The organism is Streptomyces sp. NPDC087844, from assembly GCF_044742785.1.
In the GTDB taxonomy this organism is placed as follows: domain Bacteria; phylum Actinomycetota; class Actinomycetes; order Streptomycetales; family Streptomycetaceae; genus Streptomyces.
This window is the reverse complement of the sequence record NZ_JBIUVD010000017.1, coordinates 34,960-61,343: the sequence shown is the minus strand read 5'-3', so window position 1 is coordinate 61,343 and position 26,384 is coordinate 34,960. Positions and strand designations below refer to the sequence as shown.

Below are 26,384 nucleotides of genomic sequence, written 5' to 3'. Positions count from 1 at the left end.
GCACCACTTCGGACGTACCACTCCTGGGGTGCCGTCGTGCGGCACGCGCGCGTGCCCGCTCCTTCACGCGCGCAATCCCCGGTTCTTCACCGAACGGTTCTGCAACGAACCAGTGCTGAAAGCGAAGTGTTTCCTGCCATGAAGGCTTCTCGTATCGCCGCGACCGGTGTCGTCGCCGCCTCCGCCGTCCTCGTCCTGTCCGGCCCCGCGTTCGCCCACGTCAGCGTGCAGCCCGAGGGCACGGCCGCCAAGGGCGGTTACGCGACGGTCAACTTCAAGGTGCCGAACGAGCGCGACAAGGCCTCGACCACCAAGCTGGAGATCAACTTCCCGGCCGACCACCCGCTCGCCTCGGTCATGCCGCAGCCCGTCGACGGCTGGAACGTCAAGGTCACCAAGTCCAAGCTCGACAAGCCGCTCGAACTCCACGGCGAGAAGATCAACGAGGCCGTCACCAAGGTCACCTGGACCGCGGACGGCAAGGGCATCCAGCCCGGCTTCTTCCAGAAGTTCCCGCTCTCCATCGGCGCGCTGCCCGAGGACGCCGACGAACTGGTGTTCAAGGCGATCCAGACGTACTCCAACGACGAGGTCGTGCGCTGGATCGAGACGCAGGAGAAGGGCGAGGAGGAGCCCGAGACGCCCGCTCCGGTGCTCGCGCTGTCCGCCGCGACCGACGACCACCACGGGTCCGCCGCCTCCGACGACGACGCCGACGCCGAGGAGGGCGACGACGCGAAGGCCGCCGCCTCGACCACCGAGGCCGCCTCCGCCGACAGCAGCGACACCACCGCCCGTGTACTGGGTGTCGTGGGCATCGTCGTCGGCGTGGCGGGCGTGGCGTTCGGCGTTCTCGCCGGCCGTCGGCGTACCAACGCATAAGTCCAGTACGACCTGCGCGCAGGTCCGGACCGGCCCCGTGCCGGTCCGTTACGCCCTCCGCGCAGGTCCGGTCCGACCGATCCGACGTCGGACGCCCACCGCCAACCCCCGGCCGGTCCGTTTCCGGCCGGGGCCGGGGCCCGTACACAGGAAATCGGGTGCGGTGTCCCCAGGAGAAAGCACTATGCGCAAGAAGACGTACGCCGTGGCCGCTCTGTTCGCCGCGGCCGCTCTGACCCTTTCCGCCTGCGGCAGTGGCGAGAGCGGCGGTGACAACGCCGTCGCCGAGGTGTCCACCGAGACCGGCTCGGACAAGGCCGCCACGGTCCTCGACAAGCCGTTCGAGAAGCCGGACCTGGTCCTCACCGACACGCACGGCAAGAAGTACGACCTCCGCGAGGCGACCGCGGGCAAGCCGACGCTGGTCTACTTCGGCTACACCAACTGCCCCGACGTCTGCCCGCTGACGATGAACAACATCGCCGTCGCCAAGAAGCAGCTCGCCCAGGACAAGAAGCTGTCCCAGGCCGAGAAGGACTCGCTCCGCGTCGTGTTCGTCACCACCGACCCGGAGCGGGACACACCCGCCGCGCTCGGCAAGTGGCTCAAGGGCATCGACCCGGACGTCGTCGGCCTGACCGGCTCCTTCGACACGATCCAGGCGGGCGCCCGGACGCTGGGCATCTCCATCGAGGCGCCGACGAAGGGCAAGGACGGCAAGGTCACCTCCATGCACGGCACGCAGGTCATCGCCTTCTCCCCGAAGACCGACGGCGGTTACGTGCTGTACGGCGAGGACGCCACCGTCGACGACTACACCAAGGACCTCCCCGCGCTGATCAAGGGCGCGAAGCCGTGACCCGTCGTACGGCGTCCGCGGCGGCCCTCGTGGCTGCCGCCGCACTGATCCTGGCGGGCTGCGGGGACTCGGACTCCGGCGGCTCGGGCGGCTCCGGGAGCGGACTTTCGGTGAGCTCCGCCTACATGCCGCAACCCGTGTCGGACTCCATGGCGGCCGGTTTCCTGGTCATCGCCAACGACGGCGGCACGGGCGACCGGCTGTCCTCCGTCACCAGTGACGTGGCCGGTGAGGTCACCATCCACACGACCGTCGGACAGTCGATGGAGCAGGTGAAGGACCTCGACATCCCCGCCCACGGCAAACTCGTCCTCGCAAGCGGTGGGGACCACCTCATGTTCGAGAAGCTGAAGCGCAAGCCGAAGGAGGGCGACACGGTGTCCCTGGAGCTGCGCTTCGCCACGTCCGACCCGATCAAGGTCGAGATGCCGGTGAAGTCCGCCACCTACCAGCCGTCGACGGCGACGAAATCGTCCTCGCAGCCGTCTTCCACTCTGTCCACGACTCTGTCGCTGTCCACGACTCTGTCCACGACGTCGCACCACTGAGGGAGGGAACACCGTTGAGTCAGACCATCGCTCCCCGTGTGCGGACGCTGTTGCTGCTGCTCCTCGCCGTCATCGGCGCGCTCCTCGCCGGGGCCGCGCCCGTCTCCGCGCACGCCGCCCTGACCGGGAGCGACCCCCAGCAGGGAGCGGTGGTCGCCGAGGCCCCCGCCCAGGTGTCGCTCACCTTCTCCGAGCAGGTCGCGATGTCCGACAGCTCGGTGCGCGTGCTCGACCCCAAGGGCAAGCGCGTCGACACCGGCAAGACGTCCGGGCAGGGCGGCAACACGTACGCCGTGAAGCTGCACTCCGGCCTGCCGGACGGCACGTTCACCGTGACCTACCAGGTGGTGTCGGCGGACAGCCATCCCGTCTCCGGCGCCTTCACCTTCTCGATCGGGGCGCCCTCCACGACCACGGTCGCCGTCTCCGACCAGGAGGCGGGCGGCGGGCTCGTGGGCGGCCTCTACGGCTTCGCCCGCTATGTGTCGTACGCGGGATTCATCCTGCTCGTCGGCGGCTCGGCCTTCGTGCTGGCCTGCTGGCAGCGCGGCAGCGGTGTGCGGGCGGTGCAGCGGCTCGTGGTCGCCGGGTGGCTCGCCCTGACCGGGGCCACGCTCGCCATGCTGATGCTGCGCGGGTCGTACACCGGCTCGGGGAAGTTCGGGGACGTCTTCGACCTGAACCTGCTCAGCCAGGTGCTGCAGACCAAGACGGGCGCCGCCCTGGTGTCGAGGCTGCTGCTGCTCGCCGCGGCCGCGCTGTTCATCGCCGTGCTCTTCGGGGCGTACGAGAAGCGCGAGGACGAGGAGGAAAAGGGCGATCTGACCTTCGGGCTCGCCATCGGCGGGTTCGTCGTGGCGGCCGGTCTCGCCGCGACGTGGGCGATGGCCGAGCACGCGTCGACCGGTCTCCAGGCGGGGATCGCGATGCCTGCCGACGTGCTGCATCTGCTCGCCGTCGCGGTCTGGCTCGGCGGGCTGTCGACGTTGCTGGTGGTGCTCTACCGCGCACCGTCGATCGAACGGTCCGCCGTACAGCGCTTCTCCCAGGTCGCGTTCGGCAGTGTGGCCGTGCTGGTCGTGACCGGGATCTACCAGTCGTGGCGGCAGGTCGGCTCATGGACCGCGCTCACCGGGACCTGGTACGGGCAGCTGCTGCTGATCAAGGTCGGCCTGGTGGTCGTCCTCGTCGGCATCGCGTGGATCTCGCGACGCTGGACCGCCCGGCTTGCGCAGACGCCGGCCAAGGAACCGGTGAAGGCCTCGGCCGGGGCCACGGCATCGAAGAAGTCGAACGGATCGAACGGTTCAGCCGGTTCAGCCGGGTCGGCCGGGTCCAAGGGGGCTAAGGGGTCCAAGGGGTCCAAGGCGCCCGCCGGGTTCGGGGAAAGCGCGGGCGAGAAGGAAACGGTCCCCGCGGGCAGCGAAGGCGGCAGCGGTGGCGGTGGCGGCAAGCGGGCCGCCCAGCTGGCCCGGCAGCGGGCCGCGGTGGCCACCGCGCGCGACAAACGCCTGCGCGACGCCGACCCGCTCCGCTCGGGGCTGCGCCGCTCGGTGCTCGCCGAGGCGGGCGTCGCGGTCGTCCTGCTGGCCGTCACCACCGTGCTCACGTCCACCGAACCGGGGCGTACGGAGGAGGAGGCGAAGGCCGCCACCGCCGCCGCGACCGCGGAGCAGACGGGTGAGGCGCTCTCGCTGGACATCCCGTTCGACACGGGCGGCCAGGACGGCAAGGGGATAGCCCGCGTCGAACTGGACCCGGCCCGCGTCGGCGGCAACGACATGCACGTCTATGTGGAGCGGCCGAACGGCAAGGCCTTCGACATTCCCGAGGTCAAGGTCGCCTTCACCCTCAAGGCGAAGGACATCGGACCGCTGCCCGTGGTCCCCGACCGCATCGCCACCGGACACTGGACGGCGAGCGGGGTGCAGATCCCCATGGCGGGCAGCTGGCAGATCGAGGTGACCGTGCGGACGTCCGACATCGACCAGGTGACCGTGGACAAGAACGCGCAGATCGGCTGAACGACACCATGGCTGAACAGTCCACTCCAAAGACCCCTGTTCCGCAGGCCTCTGTTCCGAAGACGCCTGTTCCTAGGACGACCCGTTCCCCGGAGTCCCGGCAGCCCTCCTCCAGGGGCGTCGTCTCGCGACGGCGCCTGCTCGGCACCGCCGGTGCCACGGGCCTCGCGCTCGGCGCGGCGGGCGGAGCCGCCGGCTACGCCGCCGCGCCCGCCGCCGACCGGACCGCGCTCCTCAGCTCGGTGGGCGCGGACGAGGTGATGTTTCACGGGAAACATCAGCCGGGCATCACGACCGCCCTGCAGGCCAAGGGTCATCTCGTCGCCTTCGACCTGACGGCGGGCGCGGGCCGCAAGGAGGCGGCCGCTCTGCTGCGGCGCTGGTCGGTGACCGCCGGGCGGCTGATGGCGGGAGAGACGTCCGCGAACGACGACACGGACGTGGCGCGCGACGCCGGACCCTCGTCCCTCACGGTCACCTTCGGCTTCGGCCACAGCTTCTTCGCCCGTACGGGACTGGAGAAGCAGCGCCCGATCGCCCTCGACCCACTGCCCGACTTCTCGTCGGACCATCTCGACAAGGCCCGCAGCAACGGCGACCTGTGGGTCCAGATCGGCGCGAACGACTCCCTCGTCGCCTTCCACGCCCTGCGCGCGATCCAGCAGGACGCGGGCCGGGCCGCCGGAGTGCGCTGGCAGATGAACGGCTTCAACCGCTCACCGGGCGCCACCACCCGCCCGTTGACGGCCCGCAATCTGATGGGGCAGATCGACGGCACCCGTAATCCCAAGCCCTCGGAGCCCGACTTCGACCGGCGGATCTTCGTGCCCGACGCGAGCGACCCGGCATGGATGGCAGGCGGCTCGTACGCCGTCGTACGCCGTATCCGAATGCTCCTCGACGACTGGGAGAAGCTCTCGGTCAAGGATCAGGAGGACGTGATCGGGCGCCGCAAGTCCGACGGGGCGCCGCTGTCCGGCGGCACCGAGACGACCGCGATGGATCTGGAGAAGACCGGCGGCGACGGCAAGCTGGTGGTCCCCATCAACGCGCACGCCCGGATCACCCGGCCCGACGAGAACGGCGGCGCGGCGATGCTCCGCCGGCCCTTCTCCTTCCACGACGGCATCGACGCGGACGGTGTGCCGGACGCGGGGCTGCTCTTCGTCTGCTGGCAGGCCGACCCGTTGCGCGGCTTCGTACCGGTGCAGCGCAAGCTCGACCGCGGGGACGCGCTGTCCACCTTCATCCGGCACGAGTCGAGCGGGCTGTTCGCGGTGCCGGGCGGGGCGGTGGAGGGGGAGTACGTGGGGCAGAAGTTGCTGGAGGGCTGAGAACCGCTCGCCGAGGCGTGCTTCCGGAAGCGGGAGCCCAGTTCCGCAAGGCCCATTAGGGTGAGGCCATGCCAGCCAGCTACGCGTATCTCGGCCCCGAGGGCACCTTCACCGAAGTGGCCCTGCGGACTCTTCCGGAGTCGGCCACCCGGCAACTCGTCCCGATGGTGTCCGTTCCGGCGGCCCTGGACGCCGTCCGGGCCGGTGAGGCCGAAGCCGCGTTCGTACCCATCGAGAACTCGGTGGAAGGCGGTATCACCACGACGATCGACCAGCTGGCCGTCGGCGAGCCGCTGATGATCTACCGCGAGGTGCTCCTCTCGATCACCTTCGCGCTGCTGGTCCGCCCGGGCACGAAGCTGTCCGACATCAAGACGGTCAGCGCGCACCCGGCCGCCCAGCCGCAGGTGCGCAACTGGATGAGGGACAACCTCCCGGATGTCGTCTGGGAGTCGGCGGCCTCCAACGCGGACGGCGCCCGCCTGGTGCAGGAGGGGCGTTACGACGCGGCCTTCGCGGGTGAGTTCGCGGCGGCGCGGTACGGCCTGGAGGCCCTGGAGACCGAGATCCACGACGCGGAGAACGCGCAGACCCGGTTCGTCCTGGTGGGTCGGACCGCCCGGCCCGCGGCGCCGACCGGTGCGGACAAGACGTCCGTGGTGATCTGGCAGCGCGACGACCATCCGGGTGCTCTGCTCGAACTGCTGCAGGAGTTCGCGGTGCGCGGGGTCAACCTGATGCTGCTCCAGTCCCGGCCGACCGGCGAGGGCATCGGCAACTACTGCTTCGCCATCGACGCGGAGGGGCACATCGCGGACCGGCGGGTGGCCGAGGCGCTGATGGGGCTCAAGAGGGTCTGCCCGAAGGTGCGGTTCCTCGGGTCCTATCCGCAGGCCGACGTCGATCCGAAGGACATGCGCGCACCGCGGGCCGGTACGTCGGACGGCGAGTTCGCGGCTGCCTCGGACTGGCTGGCACGCTGCCAGGACGGCCGTTTCTAAGTCGGTCCTACCTGCAGATTTTCTTCATCCACAAAGTTATCCACAGGCCTGCTTCTCGACCTGGGGACAAGTCGACAACGAAGCATGACATGGTCGACAAATCGGCCTACGACCCACAACTGCGTCCACAGCCCCGCAGGTCACCCTTCGTCCACCTGTTTTCCCTGGCCAATCCCTTAGGGGGAACCATTTCCACCCGAACGTGGGTGTAGAGAGAGTTTGACTCGGGAATTCCCCGTCCCCGACGCGGCTTTCGGAACGATCACTTCCGATGTCCACAGATCTTTCGCACAGCCTGTGGATAACTTTCCGGGGGTGTGGATTCCTGTGGACAACCCCCTGCCAAGTCCCTTGCCGCACAAGGGAATCGGGTCAACCCACCGCATCCCTCCCGCCCCGTTCCAGGGAGCCGGGCCCTTTTCGATTGACGCGGATCGGCACAATTCAAACGATTCGACACTTCTCCCAAAACGTGACAGAAGCGACAGATCGGAATACCGGGTCGTGTCCCGGAACCCCGCACCGGTAGCCTTGTGGGGTGATTGACCTTCGCCTGCTTCGTGAGGACCCCGACCGTGTTCGCGCCTCCCAGCGCGCCCGTGGAGAGGATGTCGCGCTCGTCGACTCCCTCCTCTCCGCCGACGAGCGGCGCAGGTCGTCCGGCGTCCGCTTCGACGAGCTGCGCTCCGAGCAGAAGGCGCTCGGCAAGCTCATCCCCAAGGCCTCGGGCGACGAGAAGGCCGAGCTGCTCAGGAGGACCGGCCTGCTCGCGGCCGACGTCAAGGCGGCCGACGCCGAGCAGCACGAGGCGGACGAGGAGACCAAGCGCCTCCTGCGGCAGCTCGGCAACCTCGTGCACCCCGACGTCCCGGTCGGCGGCGAGGAGGACTTCGTCGTCCTGGAGACGCACGGCACGATCCGTGACTTCGGCGCCGAGGGCTTCGAGCCCAAGGACCACCTGGAGCTCGGCGAGGCGCTGGGCGCCATCGACGTCGAGCGCGGCGCCAAGGTGTCCGGCTCGCGCTTCTACTACCTGACGGGTGTCGGCGCGCTCCTGGAGCTCGCGCTCGTCAACGCGGCGATCGCGCAGGCCACGGAGGCCGGCTTCATCCCGATGCTGACCCCGGCGCTGGTCCGCCCGCGCGCCATGGAGGGCACCGGCTTCCTCGGCCAGGCCGCGGAGAACGTGTACCACCTGGAGAAGGACGACTTCTACCTGGTCGGCACCTCCGAGGTCCCGCTCGCGGCGTACCACATGGACGAGATCCTCGACGCGGACAAGCTGCCGCTGCGCTACGCGGGCTTCTCGCCGTGCTTCCGCCGCGAGGCCGGCACGTACGGCAAGGACACCCGGGGCATCTTCCGCGTGCACCAGTTCGACAAGGTCGAGATGTTCTCGTACGTCGATCCGGCGGACGCGGAGAACGAGCACCAGCGGCTCCTCGACTGGGAGAAGCAGTGGCTGACCGGCCTCGGGCTGCCCTTCCAGGTCATCGACGTGGCCTCGGGCGACCTGGGTTCGTCCGCCTCGCGCAAGTTCGACTGCGAGGCGTGGATCCCGGCCCAGGGCAAGTACCGCGAGCTGACCTCGGCCTCGAACTGCGACGGCTTCCAGGCCCGCCGTCTGTCGGTGCGTATGCGGGACGGCAAGAAGGTGCAGCCGCTCGCGACACTGAACGGCACGCTGTGCGCCGTTCCGCGCACGATCGTGGCGATCCTGGAGAACCACCAGCTCGCCGACGGCTCCGTACGGGTGCCCGAGGTGCTGCGTCCGTATCTGGGCGGCCGTGAGCTGCTGGAGCCGATCTCCAAGTGACCGGCACCACCGAGTCCTCAGGGGCGTTCCCCTACAAGCTTGTCGCGACCGATCTCGACGGAACGTTGCTGCGCTCCGACGACACGGTCTCCGAGCGCACACGCGAGGCACTCGCCGCGGCCACCGTGGCGGGTGCCGCGCACCTCGTCGTCACCGGCCGGGCGGTGCCCTGGACCCGGCACATCCTCGACGACCTCGGGTACGAGGGCCTCGCGGTGTGCGGCCAGGGCGCCCAGCTGTACGACGCCGGGGCCCACCGTCTGCTCACGTCGGTGACCCTCGACCGGCAGCTGGCGGGGCTCGCGCTCGCCAAGATAGAGGCGGAGGTCGGCCCACTGGCTCTTGCCGCGAGCCGCGACGGTCTCGACGGTGACGTCCTGGTCGGCCCCGGTTACCGGGTGCAGGGCCTGCTGCGGTCCGTCCCGTTCACCGATGTGGCCGAGCTGTGGGCCGCGCCCCTGAGCAAGGTGTACATCCAGCATCCCCGTCTCACCGACGACGAGCTGACGTCCGCGGCGCGGGCGGCGGCGGGCTCGCTGGTGAACATCGTGATGGCGGGCGAGGGCATCGTGGAGATCCTGCCCCCGGGCCTGTCCAAGGCCACGGGGCTCTCCCTGGCGGCCCGCCGCCTGGGCGTGAAGGCCGCCGACACGATCGCCTTCGGTGACATGCCGAACGACATACCGATGTTCGCGTGGTCGGCGCACGGAGTGGCGATGGCCAACGCACACACCGAACTCAAGGCCGTGGCCGACGAGATGACCCTGTCCAACGACGAGGACGGCATCGCGGTGGTGCTGGAGAGGCTGCTGGGCTAGCCGCTCCGCGGCATCGCGGGACCCCGCCCGGGGAGGGCGGCCCGCGCGGAGGTACGCGCTCGAAGCGGCCGCCCCGGGCAGCTCCCGTACGGGGCGGACTCGGCGGAGCTGACTACTCCGGAGCCCGCACGCTGCCCTGCCGGGAGCCCGACGAACTGCCACTGACGGGCATCGTGGTGCTCCCCACCCGGACTGCGGCGCCGGAGGAGTCCGGCGACCTGGACATGACCACTGTGCCCGTGGGACGAGTCGGACGCCACTGAATAAAAGGGCGTCCGGGACACCGGGCGAGCAGATCAGCGGCGCCGCCACCTACGCCGCCGCGCCTTGCTGAAGAACCATCCCGCGGGCGGCTCGTCGGAGCGCCAGGGCTGCGGATCGGGGCCGCCCTCACGCCAGCGGACCGCGAGCATACGGGCGCGCGCGGACGGCTCAGCCGTATCGGCGGACCGTATGAAGTCCTCGTCCAGGACGAGTTCGTCCCAGACCTCCCCGGCGGCCTCCCCCTGGCCTTCGCCGGGGCCCTGTCCCTCACCGCGTGGTGCCTGCGCTGCCATCCCCGTTCCTCCTCGTCGCATCCCCTCGGGCAAGTGTGCCGTCACCCGCGTAGAACCCACTTCAAGATCAAGAAGTCGCTTCACGTCAAACAAAATGCGGCTCCACGCACGCGTGGAGCCGCATCGACCGACCTGAGCCCCGCCTTCCGGGGCCGCGGAAGCGCTACTCCTCGCCGGCCAGTGTCAGCGTCCGCAGTTTCTGTCCCGCGAACCAGGTGGCGGCGACGGTCACCACGACCAGCAGCACCGTGCCGGTGGTGAGACCCACGTCCGAGGTGACGAGATCCCCGCCGGACACCTTGTGGGCCACCGCGAGCGACCACTGCTGGACGCTGAGCGTCTTCGCCCCGGAGACCAGCGTCCCGAAGAGCGCCTCCCACACCAGGGCGTAGACGAGCCCGAAGACCACCGCGTGCCGCGTGATGGTGCCGAGCAGCAGGAAGAGCGCGGCGTACGCGATCGAGGCGACCAGCGCGGCCACGGTGTAGGCGACGGCGACCTGCTGGCCGTTGCCGTTGAGGATCAGCCCGGCGAGGAACGTCGGGACCGCCGAGAACACCATGGTGACGGCGACGGCGACGATCAGCTTGGTGAAGATGATCGTGGGGCGCTTGACCGGCTTGGCGAGCAGGTAGACGACCGAACCGTCGTCGATCTCGGGGCCGATCGCTCCGGTGCCCGCGATGACGCCGATGATGGGCACCATCGTGGCGAGCGCGAAGCCGCCGAGGACGTCCGCGGCCACCTGGTCGTCGGCGCCCGTGAAGCCGCGTACGGCCACGGAGATGACGATCAGCAGGACGGGCAGGGCGCCCAGGATGAGGGCCCGGCGGCGGCCGAGGAGGCCGCGGTAGGTGAGCCGGGCGACTGTGGGGTCGTACATCTTTCGGCCTCCTACGCCGCGACGAGATACGAGAAGACGGACTCAAGGGACTCGTCGGACGGCGAGACCGTGAGCAGTCGGATGCCGTGGTCGCGGGCCACTCGCGGCAGCAGTGCCGTGAAGCGCGGGAAGTCGACGGCCTGAATGCGCAGGGCGCCCTCCTGGAGGTCCACCTCGATGCCGGACGTCGACGGGTCGGCGATGAGCGCTGCCGCGAGCGCGCGGTCGTCGCTGGAGCGGACCAGATAGCGGTGCGGGCGGTCGGTCATCAGGCGGCGGATCCGGCGGAAGTCGCCACTGGCCGCGTGCCGTCCGGCGACGATCACCTCGATGTGCGAGGCGAGTTGCTCGACCTCCTCCAGGATGTGCGACGAGAAGAGAACCGTGCGGCCCTCGTCGCCCATGCGCCGCAGCAGTTCCATCAGCTGCATGCGCTGGCGCGGGTCCATGCCGTTGAAGGGCTCGTCGAGCAGCAGCAGCGAGGGGTTGTGGACGAGCGCGGAGGCCATCTTCACGCGCTGGCGCATGCCCTTGGAGTACGTCGAGATCTTCCGGTCCTGCGCGTACTCCATCTCGACCGTGGCGAGGGCCCGGTGTGCGGCCTTGTCGCCGAGGCCGTGCAACTCGGCGTTGGCCACGACGAATTCGCGGCCCGTGAGGAAGTCGTACATCGCCTCGCGCTCGGGCACGATGCCGATCTGTTTGTAGATCTGTTCGTTGCGCCAGGTCGGCCGGCCTTCGAGGGTGACGGAGCCGGTGGAGGGGGCCAGGAAGCCGCCCATCATGTTGATGAGGGTGGACTTCCCTGCGCCGTTCGGGCCGAGCAGGCCGGTGACGCCGGGGCCGATGGTCATGGTGATGTCGTTGACGGCCACCACGTTGCCGAACCAGCGTGAGACGTGGTCGATGGTGAGGGTGCTCATGGGCGCGGCCCGTTCCTTGGAAGGGTGGTGGCGGACGACGGGCGGGCGGTCACAGTCCGACCTTTCGGTAGCGGCGCATCAGGAGTCCGTAGCAGCCCGCGACGAGTCCCAGCACCGCGAGCAGATACACGACGCCCTGGCCGGTCGAAGGACCCTCACCGCCGGGGAACGCGGACGTGGCCCCCAGGAAGGCGGTCTGCACTCCGTCGATCAGCGTGATCGGCGAGAAGAGGCCGAGCCAGGCGATCGCGTCGGTGCTGGACTGCTCGTAGGCGATGGCCTGGACGGTGGACACCGCTCCGTAGGAGATGGTCAGCACGGCGATGACGGCGGCGATACCGAAGCCGCGGCGCGGGGTGACCGCCGAGACGACCAGGCCTATGCCGGCGAAGAGCAGGGAAAGCAGTGCCACGGAGACGAGCCCTTGTCCGAAGCCCTTGGTCTGGTCCCAGAAGTCGAGTTTGGCGAGCAGCGCTCCCACGTACAGCACGAGCAGCGGTGCGGCGGTGAGCAGGAACAGCGCCGAGGCCAGCGCCGTGTACTTGGCGCGTACGTAGTCGGCGGTCTCGATGGGGCGCGAGAAGTACAGCGGGACGGTCTTGAAGCGCAGGTCGCGGGAGACGGACTGCGGTCCCTGGGAGGCGACGTACAGACCGATGACGGCCTGCATGATGACCGCGTAGCGCGTGTAGTCGACGGGCAGGTCCTTCGCCTTGGTGGCGACGGCGACCGCGACCATGATCAGTGCGGGGACGCACATCACCACGAAGAGCAGCATCGGCAGCACTTTGGACTTCACCGAGCGGCCGAGGCCGTACGAACCGCGCAGGGACATCGAGTAGAGCGAGCGGCGGGCGTACGCACGTCCCAGGCGTTGGCCGTCGTAGTTGCGGTAGCCGATGTTGTGGATCTGCGTCTGCTCGCCCGCGCGAGCCGGGGCCGAGGCCTGTACCTGGGGCTGCTCAACCGCCATGGCCGACCGCCTCCTTCCGCTGTTCGTCGCCGTCCTTCAGGGCCGACTGCGCTTCGGCGTCCCTGGCCGCCTGCTCGTCGCTGTCCTTGAAGACCTCCGCGATGTGGTGCCTGCGCTGCTCCATGCGCACCAGACCGAGGCCCAGGTCGGCGACGACGTCCCGTACGAGGTCGTACGTCTCCTCGCCCTGCGCGGTGAGCAGCAGGATGTGGCCCGCGCCCGGCAGCCCGCTGCCGTCGTGGGTCTCGATCCCGCGCTCGTGGAGGACCTCGCGCAGTGCGCCGGTGCCGTCCGGGTGCTCGTCCGTGTCGGTGACCTCGACCGCGAGGATCGCGGTGCGCTGCGTGAAGTCCGTGGTGGAGCTGGACCGCAGGAGCTTGCCGCCGTCGATGACGACGACGTGGTCGCAGGTGCGCTCCAGCTCGCCGAGCAGGTGCGAGGTGACCAGGACGGAGATGCCGAAGTCGGTGTGGATGCGGCGGATCAGGCCGAGCATCTCGTCGCGGCCGACCGGGTCGAGGCCGTTCGTCGGCTCGTCGAGGAAGACCAGCTCCGGGTCGTGGACCAGCGCCTGCGCGAGTTTCACGCGCTGCTTCATGCCCGTCGAGTAGCCGCCGATGGGCCGATACCGCTCCTCGTAGAGGCCGACGTGGCGCAGCGTGTCCGCGGTGCGCTCGCGGGCCGCCGCCGGTGGCAGCCCGGACATCCGCGCCATGTGGACGACGAACTCGGTGGCCGAGACGTCGGGTGGCAGGCAGTCGTGCTCGGGCATGTATCCGACGCGCTCCCGGATGTCGCCGCCCTTGGTGGCGACATCGAGTCCGAGCACCGCGGCGCGGCCCTCGGTGGCGGGGGACAGCCCCAGCAGAATCTTGATCAGTGTGGACTTGCCGGCTCCGTTGGCTCCGACGAGTCCGGTCACACCGGGTCCGACGTCCACGGAGAGCCGGTCAAGAGCGGTCACCCTGGGGAACCGCTTGCTCAGGCTTTCGGTCGCGATCACAGTCACGATTCGAAGGTAGTGGCGCAGGCCACATCAGTCGTCAGACCTGGGAGCTGTATCGCTGTCAGTCTCCAGTCGTACGGGCCCGTAGGGGTCCCCCTCAGGTCGAACAACCGGCGGCCGGCGCTGTGCCCGGGGTGCCCTGGTCGTCTGGGTTGCCCGGGTCGACTGGGTTGCCCGGGGCGACTGGGTTGCCCGGGTTGTCCACAACCACACGGTTTTCCACAGGTCCCGTACCCGCCCCTTGACGCAGCCGCCAACAATGGTCACATTCATCAGTGTCAAGTTACGGACGCGTACGGCAGTCGGCTTGGAACGGACGGTGGCATGACCTCAGCAGTGGCCTCGCCAGGGAGCGCGTTCTGGCTGGACGACGACTTGCGACGGGGGTCGCCCCGCGCGAGGTCGTTCGAGCGTTCGGGAATGCGGCGCTGGGCGGAGGACAAGTGACTCTTGGTGAAGGACGAGTGCCCCTCGCGGGCGCGCGTGAGCGCTGGGTGCGTACGGGTGGAGTCGAGCTGTGCGTCGCCGAGTGGGGCGATCCGGCGACGCAGCCCACGGTGGTGCTCGTGCACGGCTATCCGGACTCCAAGGAGGTGTGGTCCGAGGTCGCCGGGCGCCTGGCGGAGCGCTTCCACGTCGTGCTGTACGACGTGCGCGGCCACGGCAGGTCCACCGCGCCCCGGCCCCTGCGCGGCGGGTTCACCCTGGAGAAGCTGACGGACGACTTCCTGGCGGTCGTGGACGCGGTCAGCCCGGACCGGCCGGTCCATCTGGTCGGCCACGACTGGGGTTCGGTGCAGGCCTGGGAGTTCACCACGGTCAAGCGCACGGAAGGGCGGATCGCGTCCTTCACGTCGATGTCCGGTCCCTCTCTCGACCACTTCGGGCACTGGATCAAGAAGCGCATGTCCCGCCCGACACCCCGCAAGGTCGCTCAACTGCTCGGCCAGGGCGCCAAGTCCTGGTACGTGTACCTGCTGCACACTCCCGTCCTGCCCGAACTGGCCTGGCGCGGCCCCCTCGGCAAGCAGTGGCCGAAGATCCTGCGACGTCTGGAGAAGGTCCCCGCCGGCGACTATCCGACCTCGTCACTGCCCAGGGACGCGGCCCACGGCGCATGGCTGTACCGCGACAACATCCGTCCCCGCCTGCGCAGACCCCGCAGCGACGCGTACGCGCATGCGCCCGTGCAGCTCATCACGCCCCTGGGAGACGCCTACCTCTCGGAGCGGCTCTACGACGAACTGGAGCAGTGGGTCCCGCGGCTGGTGCGCCGCACCCTGCCGGCCAAGCACTGGATTCCGCGCACCCGGCCCGACCAGGTGGCCGCCTGGATCACCGAGTTCGTGACCTCGATTGAGGGAGGACGGCCGGCACCCGCGGTGAGCGGCCCGCACGCCGACCGCTTCGGCGGGCAGCTCGTACTGGTCACCGGCGCGGGCAGCGGTATCGGACGGGCCACCGTCCTCGCGTTCGCCGAGGCCGGCGCGCGCGTGGTGGCCGTCGACCGGGACGCTCAGAGCGCGGCGCGCACCGCGGAGCTGTCCCGGCTCATCGGCGCCCCGGAGGCCTGGGCCGAGACGGTCGACGTCTCGGACGAGCAGGCCATGGAACAACTGGCCGCGAAGGTCGCCGCCGAGTACGGGGTGGTCGACGTCCTGGTGAACAACGCCGGGATCGGACTGTCCGGCTCCTTCTTCGACACCACCGTGGAGGACTGGCGGCAGGTCCTCGACGTCAATCTGTGGGGTGTGATCCACGGCTGCCGGCTCTTCGGGAAGCAGATGGCGGAACGCGGACAGGGCGGCCACATCGTCAACACCGCGTCGGCGGCCGCGTATCTGCCGTCGAAGGCACTGCCCGCCTACAGCACCTCCAAGGCCGCGGTGCTGATGCTCAGCGAGTGTCTGCGCGCCGAGCTGGCGGGTCAGGGCATCGGCGTCTCGGCGATCTGCCCCGGGTTCGTCAACACCGCCATCACCTCGACCGCCCGCTTCACCGGAGTCGACGCCGACGAGGAGAAACGGCGCCGGAAGAGGTCCGCGCGGCTGTACGGGCTGCGCAACTACCCGCCGGAGAAGGTCGCCGAGGCCGTCGTACGGGCCGTCGTCCGCAACCAGGCGGTGGTGCCCGTGACGGCGGAGGCACGCGGCGGCCGCCTCATGTCCCGTTTCGCTCCCAGGGCACTGCGCGCGATCGCACGGCTGGAGCCCCCGCTGTGACCGGGCGGCACACCGTCATGCCGGTGCACGGAGGGCCCCTGCCCACCTGGAGGGCGGCGCCGCGGCGACCGCGTGGCGACGGGGGTCCGGAAGGACGGGGACAGTGACCGACGAGCCGGCCGGCGCGGCGTACCGGATCGAGGACCTGGCGCACCGCAGTGGCGCCACGGTCCGGACGATCCGCGCCTATCAGGACCGCGGGCTGCTCCCCCGCCCGGAGCGGCGCGGACGCTCCAACGTCTACGCGGACACCCATCTGGCCCGGCTGCGGCAGATCGCGGACCTGCTGGACCGCGGCTACACCCTGGCCTCCATCAAGGAGCTCCTGGAGGCCTGGGACGCGGGGCGCGGCCTGGGCGGCGTACTCGGTCTGGTCGCCGAGGTCGACGGACCGTGGACGGACGAGGAGGCGGTCCGTATCTCGCGGACCGAACTCGACGAACGGTTCGGCGGTCACCCGGAGGACGCGGCGGTGGCCGAGGCCATCGAGCTGGGAGTGCTCGAACGGATACCGGGGCAGGAGGACACGTTCCTCGTGCCGAGCCCCCAGGAGCTGGCGGTGGCAGCGGAGTTGTACGGGGCGGGCGTTCCGCTGTCCGCGATCTCCGGCCATCTGCGGGAGTTGAGGGGCCAGGTGGAGCACATCGCTGCCCGTTTCCTGGAGTTCACGGCCGAGCATGTCTTCGTCCGTTATCTCGGCGAACGTCCGCCGACCGACACCGACGCCACGGAAGCGGCCGCGCTCGTACGCAGGCTGCGGCCGCTCGCACGCCAGACAGTGGATGCCGAACTTGCCCGGGCCATGCAGCTGTTCGCCCATCGCCGGTTGCGCCGGCATCTCGGTGTGGAGAAACCCCGGGCGCACACGGAAGAGACGCGTACTGTGGCGGTCCCGGCGGCGACAATGACCGCTGTGGAAGGGCTTGTCGGCGCGGAGCGCGCGTCCGAGTTCATCGCGCTGGCCGCCGAACGCGAGGTCAGGGCACGTGCCTTGGACGCACTTGCCGCATGTCCGCCGCCAACGACAGAAGTTGACGAACCGCCGTAAAGTGCCGGAGAGTTGTCCACAGATTCCCCAACTAGGCCTGTGGATAACGCATTTGGCTGTGGATCAAACCTCCGGGCCAAAATCAAATGCGTGATCAGTGTCTCTCCAGGCACCCTGGCGGGATGAACGAGAGGCCCATGAACGAGAGACCCATGGACGAGAGGCGCACCGAAAAGGTGTCGAAGTACCTCTCGAAGCATCTGCGGCACCAGCCCGAGCGGATCGGGCTCACGCTCGACGACGGCGGCTGGGTCGAGATCGGCACGCTGATGGCCGCGGCGGCGTCGCACGGCTTCCGGTTCACCCGGGGTGAGCTCGACCACGTGGTGGCCGCCAACGACAAGCGGCGCTTCGCGATCGAGGGCACCCGGATCCGCGCCAGTCAGGGCCACTCCGTGGAGGTCGACCTGGGACTGCCGTCGGCGACCCCGCCCGCGGACCTCTACCACGGCACCGTCGCCCGCAGTCTGGACGCGATCCGCGCCGAGGGTCTGCGGCCCATGAACCGGCACGACGTGCACCTCTCGGCCGACCGTGAGACGGCGACCCGCGTCGGAGCCCGCCGCGGCCGCCCGGTCGTGCTCTCCGTGGACGCCGGCGCCATGAGTCGCGACGGCCATGTCTTCAAGGTCAGCGCCAACGGTGTCTGGCTCACGGCCGCCGCGCCTGCGCGCTACCTGCGGTTTCCGGCCACGTCCTGATGAACCGATGAGCCACGCCCTGATGCACCGATGCGCCGATGCGCCGATGCGCCGATGCGCCGATGAACGGTGTGGGTCGCGCGGTCCGGCGTGGTCGCCCCCGCCGGTCGGCCGCTTCGGTGTGCCGCACGGCTGCGCTTAGGCTCTGCGGCATGAGTCTGCGTCTGAGCACCGTGATCCTGCCGTACCTCCGCTGGCACGAGGGAGGGCGTTCCACCTGGCAGCGCGCCGAGCAGCTCGGGTTCCACACCGCTTTCACCTACGACCACCTGGCGTGGCGGACGTTCCGCGAAGGCCCCTGGTACGGCGCCGTGCCGACGCTGACCGCCGCCGCGGGCGCCACCGACCGGCTGCGCCTCGGCACGCTGGTGACCTCCCCGAACTTCCGGCATCCGGTGGCCCTCGCCAAGGAACTGATCTCCCTCGACGACATCTCCGGTGGCCGGATCACGCTGGGCATCGGCGCGGGCGGCTCCGGGTTCGACGCCACGACGCTGCTGCGCGGCGGTGAGGAGCCGTGGACGCCGCGCGAGCGGGCCGACCGCTTCGGCGAGTTCGTACCGCTGCTCGATCGGCTGCTCACCGAGGACACCGTGTCGTACGACGGCACGTTCTACTCGGCGCGTGAGGCGTACAACATCCCCGGCTGTGTGCAGCGCCCCCGGCTGCCCTTCGCGGTGGCCGCCACCGGGCCGCGAGGGCTGCGGCTCGCCGCCGCGCACGGGCAGGCGTGGGTGACCACCGGGGACCCGAAGCTCTTCGAGACGGGCACTCCCGAGCAGTCGGTGGACGCTCTGCGCGGCCAGCTGGAGAAGCTGGCCGCCGCGTCCGACACGGTCGGCCGCGATGTGCGCGAGCTCGACAAGGTCCTGCTCACCGGCTTCACCCCGGACCGTGGACGTCCGCTGGAGTCCCTCGACGCGTTCGTCGACTTCGCGGGCCGCCACCTGGAGCTCGGCTTCACGGACATCGTGATCCACTGGCCTATTCCGGACTCCGACTTCGCGGCGGACCAGAAGGTCTTCGAGCAGATCGCGCTGGAAGCGGTCGCGCAGTTGGGCTGACGCCCGGTCGCGGACCGGCGCCCAGTGGGGAGGGGCCGGGGGCCCGGGTACGCGACTGCGAGTCGTCGTGTATTGCTCACGCCGTTCCCCGCGCCCCTTGCGGAGCCCTGCCGGACGGCGGTCCGCCGAGCGGTTCCTCGCCCGCGAAAGGGCAGGTGAAGGGTTACGTCACTCACATGTGCGGACCACCGCACGACCGTGCGCGCATATGCGGGAGAATGGCGGAGTGACCTCAGCGACCCGACGGCCCGGGATTCCGGCCTCCCCCTTCCCGCCCCGCCTGATCGCCACGGACCTCGACGGCACCCTGCTGCACGACGACAAGTCCGTCTCACCGCGCACGGTGGCCGCCCTGGCCGCCGCCGAGGCGGCCGGCATCGAGGTCTTCTTCGTGACCGGGCGCCCGGCCCGCTGGATGGACGTCGTGAGCGATCACGTCCACGGTCACGGCCTCGCCATCTGCGGAAACGGCGCCGCCGTGGTCGATCTGCACGGCGGCCCCGGCAGCCACCGCTTCGTCAAGGTGCGGGAACTGGCGCGGGAGAACGCGCTCGACGCCGTACGGCTGCTGCGCGACGCCGCTCCGGGCACCCTCTTCGCCGTCGAGCAGACATACGGCTTCTACCAGGAGCCCGCGTACCCGAAGCTGCACCTGGAGGTTCCCGACACCGTCGCGCCCGCCGAGAAACTTCTGGCGCCGGACGCCCCGGGTGCCGATGAGCCGGTGCTCAAGATCCTCGCGTACCACCACGAGATCGCCCCGGACGACTTCCTCATGACCGCCCGGCTGGCCATCGGCGACCGGGCCAACGTGACCCGGTCCAGCCCCAGCGCGCTGCTGGAGATCAGCGGCCCCGGCGTCTCGAAGGCCAGCACCCTCGCGCTGTGCTGCGCCGAGCGCGGCATCTCGCACGAAGAGGTCGTCGCTTTCGGTGACATGCCGAACGACGTGGAGATGCTCACCTGGGCGGGCACGTCGTACGCGATGGGCAACGCGCACCCCGACGTGATCGCCGCGGCGTCCGGACGTACGGCCGCCAACACCGAGGACGGCGTGGCTGTCGTGATCGAGCGGATACTCGCGGAACACCGGTAGGAACGAGCACGGGCGGCGTCACGTCCACTCCGACCGGTTCCTGCAGCTACCGCGCTACAGCTACAGCTCAACTCCCCGCTCGGCGAGCCACTCGCGCGGATCGACCCCCGAGCCCGGCTGCGGGGTCAGCCGTACCTCGAAGTGCAGATGCGGACCCGTCGAGTTGCCGGTCGTTCCCGACTGGCCGACCCACTGCCCGGTGGACACCCGATCCCCCTGATCCACGGTGACGGCCGCCAGATGGGCGTACTGCGTGTAGTAACCGCCCGGATGCCGCACCACGACCTCGATGCCGAACGGGCCGCCGCACGACACCCTGACCACCCGTCCCCGGCCCACCGAACGCACCGGCGTACCGATGTCCACCGCGAAGTCCTGCCCGGTGTGCCGGCTCGCCCAGCGTTCACCGCCGCTGCCGAATCCCGCGGAGAGTTCGTACGTCTCCACCGGGGGGATCCACGGCTGGGTGAAGGCCGCGTCCGGCTGGTCGAGCCGGACCGAACCCCGGCACGCACCGGCGGCGGCCGAGGCGTCCGCCTGCTCCTGGAGCGAGCCCTGGGCCTCCTCCAGCTTCCGCTCGATGCCGCGCTTGATCCCGGCGAGTTCGTCGTTGCGCCGCTCCAGCACCTGCCACGCGGAGGCCGCCTTCGACTCGTCGGCTGCGAGCCTGTTCTCGGCCCGGCGACTCCTGGTGACGGCGTTGTCGACCGCCAGATCCGCCTGTCGGACGGCACGCTGACCACGCATCAACTCCTCGGGGCTGTCCGCGAGCAGCAACCGCACGGTGTGCGGGAGCCCACCGCCGGTGCGGTACTGGGCACGGGCGATACGGCCGAGACCCCCGTGCAGCACGGCGATGTCCCGCCGCTCCCGGTCGAGAAGCCGCTCCAGCCGCTGGGCCCTGCCCCGCTGCTCCTCGGCCTCGCGGCGCCCTGCCTCGTACCGCCGCGTCGCCAGTGCCGCCTCCTCGTACAGCCGCACGACCTCGGCGCCGAGGTCGTGCGAGCTGTCGGCATCCGAGCTGTCGGCGTCCCCGGTGGCCGCCGTGGGCCCCGCCACCAGGACGGCCAGCGCGCACGACAGCGCCGTGACGAGCAGGGGACGGCGACATCGACGTGAGCGCATGACATGAATCGTGTCGCGCGGGGACGGCTCCGGTCCTGTTCAGGTCGTACACCTGGGGGAGCGGTCGGCACGGATGGACCACTGCGCTGGGCCGAACAGGGGTCCTGCCGCCACGACTTCGGCGAGTCGCGCCACACGCTCGTAGGCTCCTGCGGCGCCCTGCCTCGCCTCGCCCTGATGTCAGTACGGCGCCTGCCAGACCACCGACGTGCCGCCGCCGTCCTCCCCGGACCCCGGTCCGTACCAGCTGTCCCCGCCCAGCGACTCCGCGCGCCGCTTCAGGTTCTTCAGCCCGCTGCGCCGGCCCACTTCGGGGATGCCGACGCCGTCGTCCGTGACCGTCAGACGTACCCCGGTTTCCTCGTTCGGAAGCCGTACCGTCGCGTCCACGGTCACGTCGATCCGGGACGCTCCCGCGTGCCGGGAGGCGTTGGACAGGGCTTCGCGGAGGGCCGCGACGAGATTCTTGGCCGTGAGTTCGCCGACCACCGTGTCCACGGATCCGACAAAGCGGTGTGACGGCTTGAAGCCGAGCGGTACGGCGGCCATGTTGATCTCCCGCAGTACGCGCGTCCGCAGCTGGGCCGGAAACTCCGCGGGTCCCTGCTGGAGCGCGAAGATGGCCGTACGGATCTCCTGGATGGTGACGTCGAGTTCGTCGACCGCTTTGCCGACGCCCTGCCGGACCTCGGGCAGCACGGACCGCCGCTGGGCGCTCTCCAGCAGCATCCCGGTGGCGAACAGCCGCTGGATGACGAGATCGTGCAGGTCACGGGCGATCCGGTCACGGTCCTCGTAGACCGCGAGCTGTTCCCGGTCCCGCTGCGCCTCGGCCATCATCAGCGCGAGCGCGGCCTGGGAGGCGAACTGCGTCGCCAGGGTGCGCTCGGCATCCGTGAACGGGCGGGCGCCCGCCGCGCGTGCCATCACGAGGGTCCCCAGGACCCGGCCACCGCTCCGGAGCGGAAGGAGCATCGTCGGCCCGTAGCCGCGGGAGAGGTCGGCGTGCATCCGCGGATCCGAGGCCGCGTCCTCGACGAACACGGCCTTCCCCGCGAGGATCCGGCCCGCCACCGCGTTCTCGGGCGGTAGGACAAGGCCCAGGGCCCTCGACGGGTGCTCGGACGCTACGGCGACGATCTCCAGTCCGCCCGTCGCCGCGGGCAGCAGCACGAGTCCGGCCATCGAGTCGGAGAGCCGGCGGGCCTGTTCGGCGACCACTTGAAGTGCTTCGTCGGCGTCTCCTCCGGAGAGCAGCGCGGTGGTGACGGCCACGGATCCGTCGATCCAGCGCTCACGCCGCTTGGCGGCCCCGTACAGCCGCGCGTTCCCCACCGCGATGCCCACCTCACGCGCCAGGACGCGCACCATGTCGAGATCGTGCTCGCCGAACGGGCCCCCGTCGCGCTTCTCGGCGAGGTAGAAGGTGCCGAGGTGCTCCCCCTGTGCGCGGATGGGGACGGCCAGGAAGCCGGCCTCGGGCGGATGACAGGCCCCCGCGGTCTCCCCGTACCCGTCCGGCAGCCGCCCGATCCACCGGACCGCCTGCCCGTCGGTGTCCTCGTCCGCACGTTCGGCGAGGCCGTCCCCGCACTCCGCCGCGAGCCCGACCGCCGCGTACCGCGCGTCCGCCAGTTCCGCCGCGGTCTCACAAATCCGTTCCAGCGTGGACCGCAACTGCAGACCGCTTCCGACCGCCCGCATCGCTTCCAGCAGCCGCGGCACGTCGTCTGGGTTCGGGGCGCCACCGGGGCCCGGCTCGACTGACATGCGCCGAGCCTAGTTAGTCCCATTTGTCAGGGAAAGTCGAAGGTCGCGCCGCGCGAAGTGCCGTAAGCGGCAGCGCATGGAGCGCCGCATGGAGCGCCAAGCCTGTGCGGAGCCCTCACCGTGCGAGAGCCGGTATCTCCGTCCGGCTCTCCCGCTCGGACATCTCCCGCAACGGCCCCTCCGCGCGCACCAGCTCGTCGAACGCTCCCCGCTGCACCACATGCCCTTCGGCCATGACGATCACCTCGTCGACCGCTTCGAGGCCCGCCAGCCGGTGAGTGATCATCAATGTCGTACGCCCCTCGGTGGCGGCCAGCAGATCGGCGGTGAGGGCGTCGGCGGTGGCCAGGTCGAGATGCTCCGCGGGCTCGTCGAGAACCAGCACGGGAAAGTCCGCGAGCAGCGCACGGGCGAGCGCCAACCGCTGCCTCTGTCCCCCGGACAACCGTGCGCCGTGCTCCCCGATCATCGTGTCGATCCCGTCGGGCAGGCCGTCGGCCCAGTCGAGCAGCCGCACCCGCCCCAGCACGTCCCGCAGCGCGGAGTCCGTCGCGTCCTTCCGTGCGAGCAGCAAGTTCTCGCGCACCGAGCTGTCGAACAGATGCGCGTCCTGCGCACAGAGTCCGACCAGTCGCCGCACGTCGTCACCGTCCATGCCGTACGCGTCCACGCCCCCCAGCGTGTACGTCCCCCCGCGTGGGTCCAGGAAGCGCAGCAGCACCTGCGCCAGCGTCGTCTTGCCGGCTCCGGACGGCCCGACGACGGCGGTCCGGCGCCCTTGTTCGAGCACCAGGTCCACCCCGGCGACCGCGTCCCGCTCCTGTCCCTCGTATCGGGCGGCCAAGCCCTTCACCACGACCGGGAACGGCGATTCGGGCGCCGCCGCCAGCCGCTCCGGTTCCCGTACGGGCTCGGGCGCGTCCAGGACCTCGTACACGCGCTCCGCGCTCTTGCGCACCCGCTGTCGGTACTGGGCGGCGAGGGGCAGCCCCAGGACGGCCTCGAAGGCGGCCAGTGGTGTGAGGACGACGACGGCCGTCGCGACGCCGCTGAGGCGTCCGTCGACGACCGCCTGGGCGCCGACGAGCGCGGCAGCTGTGACGGTGAGACCGGAGATGAGCGCCGTCAGCCCGTCGCCGAGCGCGGTGGCGGCGGCGGCACGTGTGGTGATGCGGGTGAGGTCCGCGTCGGCCCGCCGCGCCTCGGCGGTACGGGCGGGCAGGGCGCCCGCGACCGTCAACTCCGCCGTCCCCGTCAGGAGATCGGCCACGCGGGTCGCCAGTACACCGCGTGCCGGTGCCAGCCGGCGCTCGGCGCGGCGCGCGACGGCGCCGGTCACCAGCGGAACGCCCACGCCCGCGGCGAGCAGCCCGACGGCGAGCACGGCACCCGCCTCGGGCAGCAGCCAGGCAGTGAACCCGACCGAGCCGGCGGACACGACGGCCGCCGCGGCGGCGGGCAGCAGCCAGCGCAGCCAGTAGTCCTGCAGCGCGTCGACATCGCTGACGAGCCGCGAGAGCAGATCGCCGCGCCGGGTGGTCCGCAGTCCCGCGGGTGCCAGCCGTTCGAGGCGGCGGTACACGGCGACCCTGGTGTCGGCGAGCATCCGCAGCACCGCCTCGTGCGACACCAGCCGCTCGGCGTACCGAAAGACGGCCCGCCCGATCCCGAAGGTCCTCGTGGCTGTCACGGCGACCATCAGATACAGCACGGGCGGCTGCTGGGAGGCTCTGGAGATCAGCCAGCCCGAGGTGGCCATGAGGCCGACCGCGCTTCCGAGCGCGAGACTGCCGAGCAGAAGGGCCAGTGCGAGCCGCCCCCGGCGCGGCCCGGCCATGGCACGTACACGCGCGAGCACGTCACCACGCCTCTCCGGGAGCGGGGCCGCCTTTTCCGCGCCTGCCGCGGGCACGGACGCCACCACGTCGGAGCGACGCGTCCGTGTCTCACCGGACCACACGGCACGGTCCGCCGAAGCCGCCGGTTCCAGCCGCACCACCCGGTCGGCCACGTCCAGCAGGGCCGGCCGGTGGACGACCAGGAGGACGGTCCGGCCGACGGCGAGACGCCGCACCGCTTCCACGACCTCGGCCTCGGTCGCCCCGTCCAGTGAGGCCGTCGGCTCGTCAAGGAGCAGCACCGGCCGGTCCGCGAGGAACGCCCGGGCCAGGGCAAGCCGTTGACGCTGCCCGGCGGACAGCCCGGCACCGTCCTCACCGAGGACCGTGCGCACTCCGTCGGGAAGCGCCTCCACGAACTGCAGGGCCCCGGCGTCGGCCAGCGCCTCCCGCACCGCGCAGTCGTCCGCCTCCGGCCGCGCCAGCCGTACGTTCTCGGCGACGGACCCGGCGAACAGATGGGGCCGCTGCGGCACCCAGGCGACGTGCGAACGCCAATCCTTCACATCGGCTTCCGTGAGCTCGACTCCCCCGATGCCGACCCGACCCTCCGTGGGCCGGACGAAACCCAGCAACACGTTGAGAAGAGTCGTCTTGCCCACGCCGCTGGGGCCGACGAGCGCCACCGTCTCTCCGGGCCCAACCGCGAAGGACACGTCGGACACCGCGTCGGACGACCGCCCGGGGTAGCGGACCGTCACTCCCTCGAAGCGCAACTCCCCGGAGGCGGGCACCACACCGGTCCCGGGCTCCCGCACAGGCGTCTCCAGGACCGAGAAGATCTCCTCGGCGGCCGACAGCCCCTCCGCCGCCGCGTGGTACTGCGCTCCGACCTGGCGCAGCGGCAGATATGCCTCGGGGGCGAGGATCAGTACGACCAGTCCGTCGTACAGCGCCATCTCACCGTGGACGAGCCGCATGCCGATGGTCACCGCGACCAGGGCGACCGAGATCGTGGCGAGCAGTTCCAGCGCGAAGGACGAGATGAAGGCGATCCGCAGGGTCCGCATGGTCGCCTGCCGGTACTCCCCGGTGATCCGCCGGATGGACTCGGCCTGCGCCTTGGCCCGTCCGAAGACCTTGAGCGTGGGCAGCCCGGCGACGACGTCCAGGAAGTGACCCGAGAGCCGGGACAGCAGGTGCCACTGCCGATCCATCTGGGACTGCGTGACCCAGCCGATGAGCATCATGAAGATCGGGATGAGCGGCAGCGTGCCGACGATGATCGCCGCCGACACCCAGTCCTCGGTGACGATCCGCGCGAGCACGGCGACGGGTACGACCACCGCGAGCCCCAACTGCGGCAGATAGCGCGAGAAGTAATCGTCGAGAGCGTCCACCCCGCGGGTGGCGAGCGCGATCAGTGACCCTGTCCGCTGCCCGCTCAACCACTCCGGACCGAGCGCTCCGGCCCGTTCCAGCAACCGCCCGCGCAGCTCCGACTTGACCGCCGCGCTCGCCCGGTGCGCCGCGAGTTCGGTGAGCCAGGAGATGAGCGCTCGACCGACCGCGACAGCCGCCAACAGAAGGAGCGGCGTACGGAGTTCACCCGTCGACAGTCCGTGCTGGAAGGCGCCGACCACCACTTCGGCGATGAGCATGGCCTGGGCGACGACCAGCCCCGCTCCCACAACTCCCAGTCCCACGACCGCCATCAGGAAGAGCCGGGTGGCGCGGGCGTATCGAAGAAGTCGTGGGTCGATCGGTTTCACGTGAAACACACCCTTGGGTCAAGCAGGCATGTTTCACGTGAAACACACCTGCTTCTCGTGGGGCGTGTTTCACGTGAAACACGCCCCCGGATTCATCGGCCTCGGCACGCGGCTTTGGCTCGGC

21 protein-coding genes are annotated in these 26,384 nt (G+C 70.5%); 13 read left to right on the top strand and 8 right to left on the bottom strand.

The features are described 5' to 3' along the window. Nucleotides 1–138 precede the first annotated feature (138 nt). The 8 genes from ACIOKD_RS28800 (at nt 139) to ACIOKD_RS28765 (ending at nt 9,282) form a co-directional block, all read left to right on the top strand. Nucleotides 139–882 (top strand): YcnI family protein, encoded by a 744-nt coding sequence (locus ACIOKD_RS28800; RefSeq protein ID WP_402089780.1) that lies wholly within the window; start codon nt 139–141, stop codon nt 880–882. A gap of 184 nt (nt 883–1,066) precedes the next feature. Next, nucleotides 1,067–1,741: an SCO family protein gene (locus ACIOKD_RS28795; RefSeq protein WP_402089778.1), complete on the top strand. Its 675-nt coding sequence runs from the start codon at nt 1,067–1,069 to the stop codon at nt 1,739–1,741. Next, nucleotides 1,738–2,289, top strand: coding sequence for a copper chaperone PCu(A)C (locus tag ACIOKD_RS28790; RefSeq protein ID WP_402089776.1), 552 nt, complete (start codon nt 1,738–1,740; stop codon nt 2,287–2,289). The genes ACIOKD_RS28795 and ACIOKD_RS28790 overlap by 4 nt, the downstream gene beginning before the upstream one ends. Before the next feature lie 14 nt (nt 2,290–2,303). After that, a complete protein-coding gene (locus ACIOKD_RS28785; RefSeq protein WP_402089774.1) occupies nt 2,304–4,313 on the top strand; it encodes a copper resistance CopC/CopD family protein in 2,010 nt (669 codons plus the stop codon). Between the two features lie 8 nt (nt 4,314–4,321). Further along, on the top strand, nt 4,322–5,647 hold the full coding sequence (gene efeB, locus ACIOKD_RS28780; protein WP_402089773.1) for an iron uptake transporter deferrochelatase/peroxidase subunit: 1,326 nt from the start codon (nt 4,322–4,324) through the stop codon (nt 5,645–5,647). Between the two features lie 68 nt (nt 5,648–5,715). After that, entirely contained in the window at nt 5,716–6,648 is a 933-nt protein-coding gene (gene pheA / locus ACIOKD_RS28775) for a prephenate dehydratase (RefSeq protein ID WP_402089771.1), read from the top strand. A gap of 538 nt (nt 6,649–7,186) precedes the next feature. Then, complete coding sequence (gene serS, locus ACIOKD_RS28770; RefSeq protein WP_402089769.1) at nt 7,187–8,464, top strand: serine--tRNA ligase; 1,278 nt, start codon at nt 7,187–7,189, stop codon at nt 8,462–8,464. After that, nucleotides 8,461–9,282: an HAD family hydrolase gene (locus tag ACIOKD_RS28765; RefSeq protein ID WP_402089767.1), complete on the top strand. Its 822-nt coding sequence runs from the start codon at nt 8,461–8,463 to the stop codon at nt 9,280–9,282. Before serS ends, ACIOKD_RS28765 begins: the two co-directional genes overlap by 4 nt. Nucleotides 9,283–9,578: 296 nt before the next feature. On the opposite strand, the gene ACIOKD_RS28760 is transcribed toward ACIOKD_RS28765, so the two are convergent. From ACIOKD_RS28760 to ACIOKD_RS28740, 5 genes are all read right to left on the bottom strand, one after another. After that, nucleotides 9,579–9,839 carry a hypothetical protein gene (locus ACIOKD_RS28760; RefSeq protein ID WP_402089765.1) on the bottom strand — a complete coding sequence of 87 codons (261 nt, stop codon included), beginning with the start codon at nt 9,837–9,839 and terminating at the stop codon, nt 9,579–9,581. A 163-nt stretch (nt 9,840–10,002) separates the two neighbouring features. Then, nucleotides 10,003–10,722 (bottom strand): ABC transporter permease, encoded by a 720-nt coding sequence (locus ACIOKD_RS28755; protein ID WP_402089763.1) that lies wholly within the window; start codon nt 10,720–10,722, stop codon nt 10,003–10,005. A gap of 11 nt (nt 10,723–10,733) precedes the next feature. Continuing rightward, entirely contained in the window at nt 10,734–11,645 is a 912-nt protein-coding gene (locus ACIOKD_RS28750) for an ABC transporter ATP-binding protein (RefSeq protein ID WP_402089761.1), read from the bottom strand. A gap of 49 nt (nt 11,646–11,694) precedes the next feature. Continuing rightward, entirely contained in the window at nt 11,695–12,618 is a 924-nt protein-coding gene (locus ACIOKD_RS28745; RefSeq protein WP_402089759.1) for an ABC transporter permease subunit, read from the bottom strand. Then, a complete protein-coding gene (locus ACIOKD_RS28740; RefSeq protein WP_402090000.1) occupies nt 12,608–13,621 on the bottom strand; it encodes an ABC transporter ATP-binding protein in 1,014 nt (337 codons plus the stop codon). Before ACIOKD_RS28740 ends, ACIOKD_RS28745 begins: the two co-directional genes overlap by 11 nt. Before the next feature lie 467 nt (nt 13,622–14,088). Here ACIOKD_RS28740 and ACIOKD_RS28735 point away from each other — a divergent pair, with 467 nt between their 5' ends. The 5 genes from ACIOKD_RS28735 (at nt 14,089) to ACIOKD_RS28715 (ending at nt 19,755) form a co-directional block, all read left to right on the top strand. Then, nucleotides 14,089–15,846 carry an SDR family oxidoreductase gene (locus ACIOKD_RS28735; RefSeq protein WP_402089998.1) on the top strand — a complete coding sequence of 586 codons (1,758 nt, stop codon included), beginning with the start codon at nt 14,089–14,091 and terminating at the stop codon, nt 15,844–15,846. Between the two features lie 103 nt (nt 15,847–15,949). Beyond that, the gene (locus ACIOKD_RS28730) at nt 15,950–16,894 is read left to right on the top strand and encodes a MerR family transcriptional regulator (protein WP_402089757.1); all 945 of its coding nucleotides are present in this window, start codon (nt 15,950–15,952) and stop codon (nt 16,892–16,894) included. Between the two features lie 152 nt (nt 16,895–17,046). Then, entirely contained in the window at nt 17,047–17,595 is a 549-nt protein-coding gene (locus ACIOKD_RS28725; RefSeq protein WP_402089997.1) for an RNA 2'-phosphotransferase, read from the top strand. A 152-nt stretch (nt 17,596–17,747) separates the two neighbouring features. Then, nucleotides 17,748–18,659, top strand: coding sequence for an LLM class flavin-dependent oxidoreductase (locus ACIOKD_RS28720; RefSeq protein ID WP_402089756.1), 912 nt, complete (start codon nt 17,748–17,750; stop codon nt 18,657–18,659). 208 nt (nt 18,660–18,867) lie between these two features. After that, nucleotides 18,868–19,755, top strand: a complete 888-nt coding sequence (locus ACIOKD_RS28715; RefSeq protein WP_402089754.1) for a Cof-type HAD-IIB family hydrolase — start codon at nt 18,868–18,870, stop codon at nt 19,753–19,755. A 60-nt stretch (nt 19,756–19,815) separates the two neighbouring features. Here the strand turns inward: ACIOKD_RS28715 and ACIOKD_RS28710 are convergent, their stop codons facing one another. The 3 genes from ACIOKD_RS28710 to cydD all read right to left on the bottom strand — a co-directional run bounded on the left by ACIOKD_RS28710 (nt 19,816) and on the right by cydD (nt 26,260). Beyond that, entirely contained in the window at nt 19,816–20,880 is a 1,065-nt protein-coding gene (locus ACIOKD_RS28710) for a peptidoglycan DD-metalloendopeptidase family protein (RefSeq protein WP_402089752.1), read from the bottom strand. 180 nt (nt 20,881–21,060) lie between these two features. Next, nucleotides 21,061–22,650 (bottom strand): GAF domain-containing protein, encoded by a 1,590-nt coding sequence (locus tag ACIOKD_RS28705; protein ID WP_402089750.1) that lies wholly within the window; start codon nt 22,648–22,650, stop codon nt 21,061–21,063. A 115-nt stretch (nt 22,651–22,765) separates the two neighbouring features. Continuing rightward, nucleotides 22,766–26,260, bottom strand: a complete 3,495-nt coding sequence (gene cydD / locus ACIOKD_RS28700; RefSeq protein WP_402089748.1) for a thiol reductant ABC exporter subunit CydD — start codon at nt 26,258–26,260, stop codon at nt 22,766–22,768. Nucleotides 26,261–26,384: the final 124 nt, after the last annotated feature.